This window comes from Streptococcus sp. HMSC064H09, from assembly GCF_001812625.1.
In the GTDB taxonomy this organism is placed as follows: domain Bacteria; phylum Bacillota; class Bacilli; order Lactobacillales; family Streptococcaceae; genus Streptococcus.
In genome coordinates this window covers 3,101-15,835 of record NZ_KV809595.1, presented here as the reverse complement: position 1 = coordinate 15,835, position 12,735 = coordinate 3,101, and the positions used below count along the sequence as shown (strand labels likewise).

At 39.8% G+C, this 12,735-nt stretch carries 11 protein-coding genes; 6 read left to right on the top strand and 5 right to left on the bottom strand.

The window, feature by feature from the left end; genetic code table 11:
• Positions 1-132 precede the first annotated feature (132 nt).
• Complete coding sequence (locus HMPREF2867_RS07825; RefSeq protein WP_070576932.1) at positions 133-1,314, bottom strand: aminoacetone oxidase; 1,182 nt, start codon at positions 1,312-1,314, stop codon at positions 133-135.
• Positions 1,315-1,426: 112 nt separating this feature from the next.
• On the opposite strand from HMPREF2867_RS07825, the gene ilvD reads away from it, so the two are divergent.
• Entirely contained in the window at positions 1,427-3,145 is a 1,719-nt protein-coding gene (ilvD, locus tag HMPREF2867_RS07820) for a dihydroxy-acid dehydratase (protein WP_176744105.1), read from the top strand.
• Between the two features lie 157 nt (positions 3,146-3,302).
• On the opposite strand, the gene HMPREF2867_RS07815 is transcribed toward ilvD, so the two are convergent.
• Positions 3,303-3,662, bottom strand: a complete 360-nt coding sequence (locus HMPREF2867_RS07815; protein WP_013991066.1) for a metal-sulfur cluster assembly factor — start codon at positions 3,660-3,662, stop codon at positions 3,303-3,305.
• Positions 3,663-4,165: 503 nt separating this feature from the next.
• Here HMPREF2867_RS07815 and HMPREF2867_RS07810 point away from each other — a divergent pair.
• The 3 genes from HMPREF2867_RS07810 (at position 4,166) to HMPREF2867_RS07800 (ending at position 6,245) form a co-directional block, all read left to right on the top strand.
• Entirely contained in the window at positions 4,166-4,702 is a 537-nt protein-coding gene (locus HMPREF2867_RS07810; RefSeq protein ID WP_002884601.1) for a DUF536 domain-containing protein, read from the top strand.
• Positions 4,703-4,751: 49 nt separating this feature from the next.
• Positions 4,752-5,342 (top strand): 3'-5' exonuclease, encoded by a 591-nt coding sequence (locus HMPREF2867_RS07805; RefSeq protein ID WP_070576930.1) that lies wholly within the window; start codon positions 4,752-4,754, stop codon positions 5,340-5,342.
• Positions 5,343-5,516: 174 nt separating this feature from the next.
• Positions 5,517-6,245: a MerR family transcriptional regulator gene (locus HMPREF2867_RS07800; RefSeq protein ID WP_070576928.1), complete on the top strand. Its 729-nt coding sequence runs from the start codon at positions 5,517-5,519 to the stop codon at positions 6,243-6,245.
• Positions 6,246-6,297: 52 nt separating this feature from the next.
• Here HMPREF2867_RS07800 and HMPREF2867_RS07795 read toward each other — a convergent pair whose 3' ends face one another.
• Positions 6,298-8,940, bottom strand: a complete 2,643-nt coding sequence (locus HMPREF2867_RS07795) for an ABC transporter permease (RefSeq protein ID WP_070576926.1) — start codon at positions 8,938-8,940, stop codon at positions 6,298-6,300.
• Between the two features lie 14 nt (positions 8,941-8,954).
• Positions 8,955-9,656: an ABC transporter ATP-binding protein gene (locus HMPREF2867_RS07790; protein ID WP_060972587.1), complete on the bottom strand. Its 702-nt coding sequence runs from the start codon at positions 9,654-9,656 to the stop codon at positions 8,955-8,957.
• A 1,102-nt stretch (positions 9,657-10,758) separates the two neighbouring features.
• Here HMPREF2867_RS07790 and HMPREF2867_RS07785 point away from each other — a divergent pair.
• Positions 10,759-11,376 (top strand): hypothetical protein, encoded by a 618-nt coding sequence (locus tag HMPREF2867_RS07785; RefSeq protein ID WP_070576924.1) that lies wholly within the window; start codon positions 10,759-10,761, stop codon positions 11,374-11,376.
• Between the two features lie 118 nt (positions 11,377-11,494).
• On the opposite strand, the gene HMPREF2867_RS07780 is transcribed toward HMPREF2867_RS07785, so the two are convergent.
• Entirely contained in the window at positions 11,495-11,794 is a 300-nt protein-coding gene (locus HMPREF2867_RS07780) for a YbaB/EbfC family nucleoid-associated protein (protein WP_021143723.1), read from the bottom strand.
• A gap of 311 nt (positions 11,795-12,105) precedes the next feature.
• Here HMPREF2867_RS07780 and HMPREF2867_RS07775 point away from each other — a divergent pair, with 311 nt between their 5' ends.
• A complete protein-coding gene (locus HMPREF2867_RS07775; protein ID WP_070576922.1) occupies positions 12,106-12,615 on the top strand; it encodes a hypothetical protein in 510 nt (169 codons plus the stop codon).
• The last annotated feature ends 120 nt before the right edge of the window (positions 12,616-12,735 follow it).

Here is a 12,735-nt window from a genome sequence, read left to right as displayed (position 1 = left end):
AGTGGTTTTACCCACTACAGAAATTATAGAGCCGACAAAGTGTCCCTTCCGTTTTAGAAGGGACACTTTTTAGGTATAGTAATTAAAAAGAAGATGGTTTTAACAGCTTTTTATGATAGGAGGACTCAATCCTTAGTCCCAAGGGCTCTGAATCCCTGCTACCCAACCGGTACAGAGGGCGCTAGTAATGTTAAAGCCACCAGTATGGGCATTGATGTCAAGGACCTCTCCTGCAAAGTGTAGGTGAGGGACTTTTTTACTTTCTAGAGTCTTGGGATTAATTTCCTTAAGGTCAACGCCACCTTTAGTCACAAAGGATTTGGCAAGTGACATTTTACCTGTGATTGGAATTTCCATGCCCTTAAGCTGACTGATAATGTTTTCCAAGTCTTTGGGATGCAGTTGTTTAACCTTACTATCAGCCTTGTCTTCTGCTAGGAATTCAGCGACACGCTCAGGTACAAGAGCTTTGAGGGTGTTTTTGACAGATTTCTCGCGATTTTCCTCAAAGTAAGCCTTGAGATTTTCTTGGCTTTGGTTGGGAAGAAAGTCCAGATGAGCTATCTCACCACCCTTGACAAAACTGGAAAGACGTAGGGCAGCTGGGCCAGATAGGCCAAAATGGGTGAAGAGAAGGTCATGGGTAATCTTGTGCTTGCCATAGGATAGAGTGACATCATCAAGAGAAATTCCTTGTAAGGCCTTGTGGGGGAAGTTGGTTAGGAGTGGACTTTCCGCAGCTTCAAGATCAGTGACCTGGAGCTTAAAATGGCGGGCAATATCATGTCCAAAACCAGTTGAACCAGTCGATGGATAAGATTTTCCTCCAGTTGTGACGATGAGTTTATCACTGGTAAAAGTCTGGTCTGAAGACTTAACTAGGAATTGCTCATCAACCCTTTTGACGGAGACAACTTCTGTATTGGTGAGTATACTAGCACCAAGTTCCTGAATCTTATTTTCCAGAGCTTGGATGATGGTCCGTGATTTATCTGTCTTAGGGAAGACACGTCCGTGATCCTCAACCTTAAGTTTGACACCATTGTCCTCGAAAAAAGAAATGATATCGTGGTTATCAAACTGTGAAAAGACGCTATAGAGGAAACGGCCATTACCTGGAATACCTGCTAGAAGATCGTCTAAAGTCCCGTTGTTAGTAACATTACAACGTCCACCACCAGTACCAGCCAGCTTCTTTCCGAGACGTTTATTTTTTTCAATTAGAAGGGTTTGTTGGCCATAGAAGGCTGAGGCAATAGTCGCCATCATGCCAGCAGGACCCCCACCAATAACGATAGTATCAAAATGTTTCATGCCTTTATTTTAGCATAATTTAAAAAGAGAGAATAGTTTGTAAATGGTCAGTTTTTTTAGATAATTTATGTTAGAATAGGAGTAGAAGTTTAAATTAGAATAGTTATTAACTATGGAGGAAAATATCGTGTCTGAAAATAACATGAAACACCGTTCATCTGTCTACGATAGCATGGTTAAATCACCTAACCGTGCCATGCTTCGTGCGACTGGGATGACGGATGATAGTTTTGAAAAGCCTATTGTTGGGGTTATCTCAACTTGGGCTGAGAACACACCATGTAATATCCACTTGCACGGTTTTGGTCAAATTGCCAAAGAAGGTGTTAAAGACGCGGGTGCTTGGCCAGTTCAATTTGGTACGATTACTGTTGCTGATGGTATTGCCATGGGGACACCAGGGATGCGTTTCTCATTGACATCTCGTGATATCATTGCCGACTCAATCGAAGCAGCTATGGGTGGTCACAACGTCGATGCCTTTGTTGCTATTGGTGGTTGTGATAAGAACATGCCTGGTTCTATGATTGCCATTGCTAACATGGATATTCCAGCGATTTTTGCCTATGGTGGTACCATTGCACCAGGTAACCTTAACGGTAAGGATATCGACTTGGTTTCTGTTTTCGAAGGTATCGGTAAATGGAACCACGGTGATATGACCGCAGAAGAGGTTAAAGATCTTGAATGTAATGCCTGCCCTGGCCCTGGTGGTTGTGGTGGTATGTATACTGCCAACACAATGGCGACAGCAATCGAAGTAATGGGGATGAGCCTTCCAGGATCATCATCTCATCCTGCAGAATCAGCTGAGAAGAAAGCAGATATCGAAGAAGTAGGTCGTGCAGTTGTTAAGATGCTTGAACTAGGTCTTAAGCCATCAGATATCTTGACACGTGAAGCCTTTGAAGATGCCATCACTGTCACAATGGCACTTGGTGGTTCAACAAATGCGACACTTCACTTGCTCGCTATTGCTCATGCAGCCAACGTTGATTTGACACTTGAAGATTTCAACGATTTCCAAGAGCGTGTGCCTCACTTGGCTGACTTGAAACCTTCAGGTCAATATGTCTTCCAAGATCTTTACAATGTTGGTGGTGTACCAGCCGTTATGAAATACCTTCTTAAGAATGGTTTCCTTCACGGTGATCGTATCACATGTACTGGTAAGACTGTTGCAGAAAACTTGGAGGCCTTCGATGATTTGACACCAGGTCAAAAAGTCATCATGCCGCTTGAAAATCCTAAACGTGCTGATGGTCCATTGATTATCTTGAAAGGTAACTTGGCTCCAGAAGGTGCGGTTGCTAAAGTATCAGGGGTTAAAGTTCGTAACATCACTGGTCCTGCTAAAGTATTTGACTCAGAAGAAGATGCCATCGAAGCAGTTCTTTCTGATGAAATCGTTGATGGCGACGTAGTTGTTGTACGTTTTGTAGGTCCTAAGGGTGGTCCTGGTATGCCAGAAATGTTGTCATTGTCTTCAATGATCGTTGGTAAAGGGCAAGGGGACAAGGTTGCCCTCTTGACAGATGGACGTTTCTCAGGTGGTACTTACGGACTCGTTGTTGGTCACATTGCTCCTGAAGCTCAGGTTGGTGGACCTATTGCCTACCTCCGTACAGGTGATATGGTTACAGTTGACCAAGATACCAAAGAAATTACGATGCACGTTTCAGACGAAGAGTTGGCGAAACGTAAAGCGGAAACTGAGTTGCCACCACTTTATAGCCGTGGTGTCCTCGGTAAATACGCTCACATCGTTTCTTCAGCGTCACGTGGTGCCGTTACCGACTTCTGGAACATGGATAAATCAGGTAAAGCCTAATGATATGATATAAAACAAAATCACACCGGACATTTGTTCGATGTGATTTTTTGATATTAAATCCTGAGACAGTTGTTGGCAGTATGATGACAAGTAATGGTTTGTCTGCTGTTACTCTAGTAAAAAACCGGTTGGACATTTCCAACCGGTTTTCCTTTTATTTTCCACCTCGAGGTGAGATACCAAGAGCGATACGTCCATAACGACTGATGCGTGTCATCTTCCAGACTGGTGAATAAGTGGTTTCCACCTTGACAGAGTTAATACCGTCAATGGCTTTTAGCTTTTCAGCGATTTCATAAGGCATAGTCTCTTCACAGCCACAACCAGTATCAGTAAAGGTCATAAGGAAGTAGCAGTGGCCATTTTCATCGACAGTGATTTCATAAATCAAACCAAGGTTGTAAATGTCTAGCTCAATCTCAGGATCGAATACAGTGGTCATTTGTTCGACGATTGGCTCTAAGAAGGGCTGGGCCAAATCATTGACCTTAATATCATCACGGAAGTTTTTCATAGGACTCATTCTTTCTATTTTGCTTTTGTTTATTATGGCATAATTTAGGGCTTTTTTCAATCTCGGATGGCAATATGAGGCTTTAGTAAGCGAGTAAAGTAACAATAAAAAAACTCCAACAGTCAAACCGTTGAAGATAATGTGATTTATGCTTCAATATCAAGTCGTTTTGCAACCAAGGTTGCTCGAATACCATCAAAAATTGGAGCAAGAATGAAAATCCCAAACCTTGTGGAATTGTTCCCACCATTCCTAGATACAACAGATCTGATACCGACCAAACCCAATTTGGAAGTACCGATTGTTTAAGTCAAAGACTTTCCTTCTATATACATTTATACCTACACATAGTTTACCAAAAGCTTAGCTTCCTATCAAGTAAATTGTTTGAAGAGTGAAAGGAAAAAAGTCCTTCAGACATCCAGAATAACTAGTCAAATTGACAGAAAGGAGTGATTGTGATATTCTCATAGTAAGACATTTCAAGAGAAAATGAGGCTATTATGAGTATTGAAAAGACAGTCAGCGAGATTGCTGAAATCCTTGGTGTTAGTCGTCAAGCAGTCAATAATCGTGTCAAACAACTTCCAGAAGAAGATCTAGAAAAAAATGCTAAAGGGGTTACTGTCGTTAAACGCAGTGGCTTGATTAAGTTGGAGGAAATTTACAAGAAAACCATCTTTGACGATGAGCCAATCGATGAAGAAACAAAACAACGTGAGTTGTTGGAGATTCTTGTAGATGAGAAAAACTCTGAGATTGCCCGTCTCTATGCTCAGTTGAAGGCTAAGGACGAGCAGTTGTCTAACATGGATGACCAATTGCGTGTCAAAGACGTTCAAATCGCCGAAAAGGACAAGCAAATTGATCAACAGCAGCAATTGACCTTGACTGCTATGAAGGACAAGGAAGAGCTTAAACTGGAACTTGATGAGGCTAAGGTTGAGGTTGACGAAGCCAAGGCCCAAGTGGAAGAAATCCAGACCAAACAAGAAGAAGCTTCTAAAAAAGGTTTCTTTGGACGTCTATTTGGAAAATAAAAAAGAAGCTGGGACTCAGTCTCAGCTTTAACTATTGTAGGAGATTAAAATGGAAAATTTAGAAACTTATATTGCCTTTGATTTGGAGTTTAACACGGTGGATGGGGTTAGCCATATTATCCAAGTATCGGCTGTTAAGCTGAATCAGCATGAGGAAGTAGGCCAGTTTGATTCTTTCGTCTATTCGGATGTTCCTTTGCAATCCTTTATCAATGGTTTGACTGGAATTACAGCGGATAAGATTGCCAAGGCACCAAAGCTAGAGTCTGTTCTGGCGGATTTTAAATCATTTGTTGGTGACACTCCACTTATTGGCTACAATGCTCTTAAATCAGATTTGCCTATTCTAGCTGAAAATGGTTTAGACTTGGAAGAGCAATATGCTTTAGATGTTTTCGATGAGGCCTTTGATCGTCGTGCTTCTGATTTGAACGGTATTGTTAACCTCAAGTTGACTAGTGTGGCAGATTTCTTTGGAATCAAGGGACACGGTCATAACAGCTTGGAGGATGCTCGTATGACCGCACAGATTTACGAGAAGTTTCTCGAATTAGATGAGAATGCCAAACTTTTGGAGCAACAGGAAGAAGTCAGTAACAATCCTTTTGCTGCCTTAGGTTTGGGTGGCCTTTTCGACTAGGGCTTTACAGAAGCTGTAAAGGGTGTAAAGAGTGATAGCTAACTTTTTCTGTAAGAAAAGAAAATCCTCTAGGGTTAGGGCTTGCATATTACCTTGCGTTATAAGGTAGAATCTAGGTATCAAGGGTGGCCAAAGTCCTCCTTTGATAGAAAATCTTAAAAGGAGGTGACTGAGATGTCGCAGTTTTCAACAGGAGAGTTGGCTAAGGCAGCAGAAGTGTCTGTTAGGACTGTTCAGTACTATGATCAACGAGGTATCTTGACGCCATCTGAAGTCACAGAAGGTGGTCGGAGAATCTATCACGACTCAGACTTGGAACGCCTGCAAGTCATTTGTTTCTTAAGAGATTTGGACTTCTCAATCAAACAAATCAAGAAACTCTTGCAAGAGGAGAATAGGGAACAGGTTTTAGAGCTTTTGTTGACAGATCAAATCGAGAGCTTGGAAAAGTCTTCAGAGGAAATAGAGGTCAAACTAAAACGTGCCCGTCACTTGCAAAAAGCAACTGCTAAGTGGCGTCAACTTTCACTAGAAGATTTGTCAGACATTTCACGTCTTATGGAAAATCAAAAATCATGGCGAAATTTGCAGTTGAGAATGTATGGGAGCATCATTCTAGCGAGTCTTCTTTATATCATAGCCCTACTGATAGTCATTTATTATTTTAAGGATCCTAGAGGTTTGTTTGTTGTCTGCCCCGCATTTATCATAGCCACAAATTTAGTGGTGTTTCACTATAGAAAGCAGTTTGAATACCTCTGTCCTAACTGTCATAGGACCTTTGATCCTAGTTCTAAAGAGTTTGCTCTTGCCGGACATACACCAAGGACTCGTAAGTTGACTTGTCCTCATTGTCATGTAAAGACCTACTGTTTGGAGTTAGCTAAGACTAAAACGAAATAAATTTATCGAATATAAAAAAACGCTTGAGAATTACTTCTCAGGCGTTTTTAGCTTATTCAACTGAACTTAGAGCTTCGAGCATATTAAGCTTGGCTAGGCGGTTATTAACAACGAAGCCAAGGATAATAAGAATGAAGCCGATAAGAACAGCTGGTAGAAGGTAGGTAGCCAAACCGATAGATGGATCAAACATGATACGATCTGGCGGAATGATGCTTACCATATATTGGTGGAGTGCTTGTCCAAGACCAAACCCTACGAAGATACCGATGATAGACAGGTAAATAGTTTCACGATAGATGTAGAGGGATACTTCATTATTGTAGAAACCAAGAACCTTAACGGTTGAAAGTTCGTGGATACGTTCTGAAACGTTGATGTTAGTTAGGTTATAGAGAACAACCACAGCAAGGAGAATGGAAACCGTAATCAAAATACCAATAACCTGTGTCAATGAATTGACCATAGTGCTGATTTGCAGTTTAAGATTGTTGTTTTGAACAACACCGTAAACATTTGGCAAGTTGATAAATTTGGCTGCCATATTTTCAACATTTTGCTTAGTTGGTTCAGCGAGAGTAACAAGGTTGGCATTATTCACTGAAGGTGTCCCAAAAGCTTTTTGGTAATAGCTAGCATTCATAAAGAGGAAATGCCCCATGTACATTTCAGTGATACCAGCTATCTTAATCTTGACAGATTCATCCTGACTGTTTTGCACAGTAATGGTATCTCCGACCTTGAGGTTTAGAAGTTTTGCCATTTTTTCAGAGATAATTGCTCCGTCATTAGATAGCTTGAGAGTCTTATTGCGGTCTCGGTCATGTAAGCTAACGTAACTGTCAATGAGTTTTTCGTCACGGTCGTTAAAGACAAGGGTTGAGATTTCTTGGGTGTCCTTATTGGTACCGGCAATTTTTTGCAAGGTTTCAAAATGGACATTCAAGTATTCTTTGACGTCTTTGCTATCGAGGAGTTTAGTGAGTTCCTCATCCAGAGCACTTGACGCATTTGGTTGCTTGGCAACAATCATATCATAGTGAATGATGTCTTCAAACTGTTGCTGGTTAAGGTTAGATACAGAAGATCGAATTCCTAAACCTGCGAAGAGAAGTGCAATAGAACCTGCGACACCAAAGAGGGTCATAAACATCCGTTGCTTATAGCGGAAAATATTACGCATGGTAACTTTTTCCGTAAAGCTGAGACGTTTCCAAAGCGGTGTGATGCGCTCTAGGACAATCTTAGCTCCTGCTCGAGGTGGTTTTGGAAGGAGGAGTTGGGAAGGTTTTTCCCAGAGCTCCTTCTTGGCAACCACAAAGGCAGGTAGCACAGCAGATAAGAGACCTAAAAGGAAGGCCACAAGGGTAAGTCCTAAGTAGAAGTGCAATTCAAAAGCAGGAAGCTGCAAATCGCTCTTATAAGTGTTGTGAATTAGAATCGGAAGTAGTGTATGACCGGTAATAACACCTGCGGTTGTACCAGTAATACTCGTTATCAAACCATAAATGACGAATTTATGGATAATTCGCGAATTACTGTAGCCTAGGGCGTTGAAAATACCAGCCTTACCACGCTCTTCTTCAACAAAGCGTCCCATGGTTACAAAGGTAACCAAAGCTGCCATAAAGTAGAGAGCGACAGGGAAGATGTTACTCACATCGTGAATGATGTTAATATTACTTTCATAAGCAACATATCCCTCGGAACCCGGAATCTCTCGACGTGAGTAGAATTGATAGCTAGGCGCTGGTAAATTATCAACCATTGCTTGACTTTCTTCGAGTTCTTTTTGCTTGGCTTCAATCTTGGTAGTAGCTTCTTTGACACTAGCAGCTTCAGCAGCGTTGCTTGTAGCCATTTGCTGGGTCTGTGCGAGGGCTGTTTCAAGTTCTTGTTTAGCTTGAGTAATTTGAGCTTGAGACTGAGACTTGATTTCAGTTAGGCGTTTTTCAGGTTCATCTTTAAAGAGTTTCTTAAGTTCAGCCTTTCGTTCAGAAATCTTATTTGCGTATTCCTCACTAAAAGGACTAACATTTTCCAAATCCTTGTAGCGGATGCGGGCAATCATGTAATCATTAGAGGTGAAGTCTGTCTCTGGAACAATGGCGTAGCCATCTAGTTTCCCCGTACCAGCGCTGGCATTACCAAGACGGTTCCTAGAGAGAAGTTCAGAGGAATTAACAAAACCAGTAATGGTATATGTTTGTTCCTTTAACTGTTTTTGCCCTGAGCTATCTACTGGCTCAGAAAAGTTAATCTTATCTCCGACGCTATATTCTTCTTTATAAGTTGAGGAAAGAGCGATTTCCCCGTCCTTGGTAGGAAGTTTCCCCTCAATAAGGTCGTAAGTGGAGATTTTCTTAGGAATAGAGAAGATACGAAATGCCGTATTCGTCCCCTTGACGACAGCATCTTTGAAATAACCATACTCGATGTCTACATTCTTCTTTTTTATTGTATTGAGAAGGTCCTGATCGGTTTGGTTGATACTGTAAGTACTGATTAAGCTCAAGTCAGCTGTTTGATGCGTCTTGAAGAAGTGTTCCCCAGTTTTCTTCATATTAGGAGAAGTTACTTTAAGACCAATCAAGGCAAAGGATCCCAGTGCCATAAGTAAGGCAATAGAGAGCATACGCTCTTTAGAAGCTACAAAGGTTCGCCAAACATCTTTCCAATAAGTTGTTTTTTTCATGACGTTGCTCCTTTCTAGTATTCCAAGTCCTCGATTTTTTGTGGATTAGGATTAAGTTCCACACTCTTAATCTTGGCATCGTGCATTCGAATGACACGATCGGCAATTGGAGCTAGAGAAGCATTATGGGTAACGATAATAACAGTTGTTCCCTGTTTGCGAGCCATTTCTTGAAGGAGGGTCAGGATTTGTTTCCCTGTTTGATAATCCAGAGCCCCTGTTGGTTCATCACAAAGAAGAATCTTTGGATTTTTGGCAACGGCGCGTGCAATAGCGACACGTTGTTGCTCCCCACCAGATAGTTGTGATGGGAAGTTGTCTAAGCGGTCTCCCAAACCGACTTCGACCAGTGTTTGAGTAGCATCTTTAGCGTTTGGAACGATTTCAGATGCTAGTTCGACGTTTTCCCTGGCCGTAAGATTAGAAACTAAGTTGTAAAATTGGAACACAAAGCCAACGTCCTCACGACGATAGGTTGTAAGTTCTTTGGCTGTGTATTCAGAGATATGCTTACCATCAATAATGACGCGGCCTTCGTCATTGGTGTCCATACCACCCAAGATGTTAAGAACGGTTGATTTCCCAGCGCCAGAGGCACCAAGAATAACGACAAGCTCCCCTTTTTCGATATCAAAGCTTACGTCGTTGTTTGCGATAATTTCCAGATCACCGGTTTTATAGCGTTTATAGCTATGCTTCATTTGAATATAAGCCATGAATTTCCCTTTCATACGAAAATAATGATGCTGATAATTACCTATCTTTCCGTACTCTATTGTAACGGATTTTCCTTGGAATATCTAGGTTTTGAAGCAAAAAAAGGTTTAAAAGACGATAAGATTTTCTTACATGTGACAGAAATTTGAATGAAGCGTTTACACATGAGAAAAACCTATTGCAAATGAGCTTTGAGTGAGGTGAAAATTTGGTGAAATAGTTATAAAGTTAGGTTATTTTTAGTCTTTTACTGAGTAGATTTACTATTTTTCCCAATTTACATCATTGTCGGAGAGTTTAGGTCGGTAAATGTTTCATTATAGCGTTGTCATAGGGAATCTGCTTTTGCGTCAGAGTTGATGATGGATAAAGAGTTTTTTATAGTTTCGAGCATGGATGTATCCAGAATACGGACATTTTTTTGAATTTGGAGGATACATTTTCTATATGGGTTAATTTATTCATGGGGAAATAGCGGCCTTTTCGTAATCATTTTTTGTGTGTTAGTTATTTTTAAAGAAGTTGTAAACACCTTAAAAATATATATCTAAATGAGAGATGTGCATCTTTAAGATTAGTTATTTATTATGGGGTATTCCATAAAGTCACCCTTAAATCCTTTTATTGTGGCATTCTTTTGACTAATAGAGGAATTGTAGTTCCTAATCTTATTTTAGGATGTTGAGAATTCGACTTCCTGTCTCAAGAATTCTTTTTTATAGTTACATTTAAAGTGTTTTGACAAAATTTTCTTATCCGATAAAATTTTTTTGGAGATAAGTCAGCAAAAGTGCTTTCTGAAGAATCCTTCTAAAAAACAACTATTATTTCCCTAAGTACTACTTAAAGAAATTACCATTTGCATAGCGTAAAAAAGCTAATCTGATAATAGATTAGCATCAATTTTAAGACATGAAGTTGTCATTTATTTAAAATGCTTAAAAATTAAAGAAACGCTTGAAATCAAGGGGGTTGCATGCTAAGATTGTTATCTGGGTGAAGGGTTGGTCAAACAGCTCAACCGATCTTTTACCTCCTACAGCAGTAAATAGGACGCCTTGTTAGCCAGTTAGAGCTAACCAAATAAATAGTGAGGGATTTATGATTAAGAACAAAGATAATAGTTTTATCGGCAAAGCAATAATCAGCTTGATTGCTACTTTGGGGACTCTGGCTCTATTCATGAGTACCAGTGGGGCCTCGGCTGACGTCAAAGAAACTCCTAAACTTGATTTAGATGCCAATATGACTAAGGTTCAAACCGTTAGTGATGAGGACTTGAAGAATCATGACGGGCAAGCTCAGGATACGAAGAAGCAAGAAGCACCTGGACAAAAACAGCCAGAAACTGAAGAATCTAAGACTACAGATGAGGAAACTCCTGACTACATCGTTATCACCGAGGTAGTGGAATCGTCGGAGCATAAGCAGGACTCTAATCAAGTGGTTGATGGAGTAGCTCAAACGCTTGACCCAGACTTGTTGAATGAGATTTTAGCTCAAACTAGCGAGGTTGGAGAATACCAGATTTATGTCAAGAATGATGATGAACTATTAATCTCAGGACCTGTACCTTCCCAAACAGCGAATGAGGATGTGAATTACCCTACTTTAGAAAGTTCATTGGATTCAGCGAGTATCTACTTAGGTCAAAAGAATCGCTATAAATTGGCAAACGAAGAAGACGCACAGTCAGGTCTTGCTTTGGTTGAAGAATAAAATTTTTATATGACTAACACAAAAAGACTTGGATTTCTTGTCCAAGTCTTTTGTATGTTATGACTGAGTTGCTAGATGAGTATATAGAAAAAGGAACCGTGAGATTCCTTTTCATTTTTTAGAATGGCAATTTACCTGCAAAGGCACCCATTGATTTTTTAGTCGCTTCGTCAATTTGTTCAAGAGCATTGTTAAGTGCTTGAACAGTCATATCTTGGAGTGTTTCCACATCATCAGGATCTACGACAGCATCAGCGAAAGTGATGTTAACTACTTTTTTGTCACCAGTTAATTCAGCAACAACCAAGTCTTGTGCTGATTTTCCAGTGAAGGTTGTAGCAGCCAACTCAGCTTGGCTTTTTTCCATTTGTTTCTGAAGCTTTTGAGCTTGCTTCATCATGTTTTGCATGTTCATCATAATATTTTCTAGATTCCTTTCATATCAAGGGTTTAGCCCCTGTTTCTTAAATTTTACTGCCCACTTCTGCCCAGAAATAAGTAGTATAAAAATCTTAACTATTATACCATGTTTAGCTTGATTAACAAAGTAAGGAGAAGTATTGGAGGAATTTGTTAAGACTTGATTTTTTCTTGTTCATAAAAATGTTAGATCAGTTACAAAGCCACTAATCCTTAAATTATGAGACTTGTTAAAAATAGTGTACAATGGTTTGTTGTTAATCCGATTAAGAAATTGTTTGGTCGTAGAAAAAGAAAGAGAAGATGACAATGCAAAAAAGAAATATTTTAGGGATTTTTGTAGGACTATTTATAGGGTTGGTTACAGTCTTGGGAATGAGCCTATTTATCTTTATTAATTTAAAATTTAACTCTGTTTATAATGCTCAGCATATCCCTCATAAGGAGGGGACAGAACCGGACATCATTATGCTGATGGAGAATATGGGTTGGGCCTATACACCGGAAATAGAAGGTATTAGCTATGATGATGATGGAATGTACGCTATAACTAGAGAAAAAGGAACGAAAACGTCTATATTAGGTCTTTCAGGTGATACTCTATATTTTAGTTCGGCATCGGGTGATGGCTATCTTTTAAATCATGATTTTTCTATCCAAACTGCTCTTGACAAACGTTATCACAAGATAAAATATAATCAACGAAAAGTCCAAAAAGAAATTAGAGAAACTGTTCAACCTGTGATTGATGCTCAACCAAAACCCTTCATCAATCTTCAGTGGTTGTTTAATTTAATTTATCAAAGTAGGTTTAACTAGAGAAAAAGAAAGAGAAGATGACAATGCGAAAAAGCAATATTTTAGGGCTCTTTGTAGGACTAATTATAGGGCTGTATACAGTCTTAGGAATGAGCCTATTTATCTTTATTAATTTAAAAT

Coding starts and splice junctions, on each gene's coding strand:
- HMPREF2867_RS07780 (WP_021143723.1), bottom strand. CDS start 11,794: ATGATGAACATGCAAAACATGATGAAGCAAGCTCAAAAGCTTCAGAAA.
- HMPREF2867_RS07790 (WP_060972587.1), bottom strand. CDS start 9,656: ATGGCTTATATTCAAATGAAGCATAGCTATAAACGCTATAAAACCGGT.
- ilvD (WP_176744105.1), top strand. CDS start 1,427: ATGGAGGAAAATATCGTGTCTGAAAATAACATGAAACACCGTTCATCT.
- HMPREF2867_RS07805 (WP_070576930.1), top strand. CDS start 4,752: ATGGAAAATTTAGAAACTTATATTGCCTTTGATTTGGAGTTTAACACG.
- HMPREF2867_RS07795 (WP_070576926.1), bottom strand. CDS start 8,940: ATGAAAAAAACAACTTATTGGAAAGATGTTTGGCGAACCTTTGTAGCT.
- HMPREF2867_RS07825 (WP_070576932.1), bottom strand. CDS start 1,314: ATGAAACATTTTGATACTATCGTTATTGGTGGGGGTCCTGCTGGCATG.
- HMPREF2867_RS07810 (WP_002884601.1), top strand. CDS start 4,166: ATGAGTATTGAAAAGACAGTCAGCGAGATTGCTGAAATCCTTGGTGTT.
- HMPREF2867_RS07775 (WP_070576922.1), top strand. CDS start 12,106: ATGCAAAAAAGAAATATTTTAGGGATTTTTGTAGGACTATTTATAGGG.
- HMPREF2867_RS07815 (WP_013991066.1), bottom strand. CDS start 3,662: ATGAAAAACTTCCGTGATGATATTAAGGTCAATGATTTGGCCCAGCCC.
- HMPREF2867_RS07785 (WP_070576924.1), top strand. CDS start 10,759: ATGATTAAGAACAAAGATAATAGTTTTATCGGCAAAGCAATAATCAGC.
- HMPREF2867_RS07800 (WP_070576928.1), top strand. CDS start 5,517: ATGTCGCAGTTTTCAACAGGAGAGTTGGCTAAGGCAGCAGAAGTGTCT.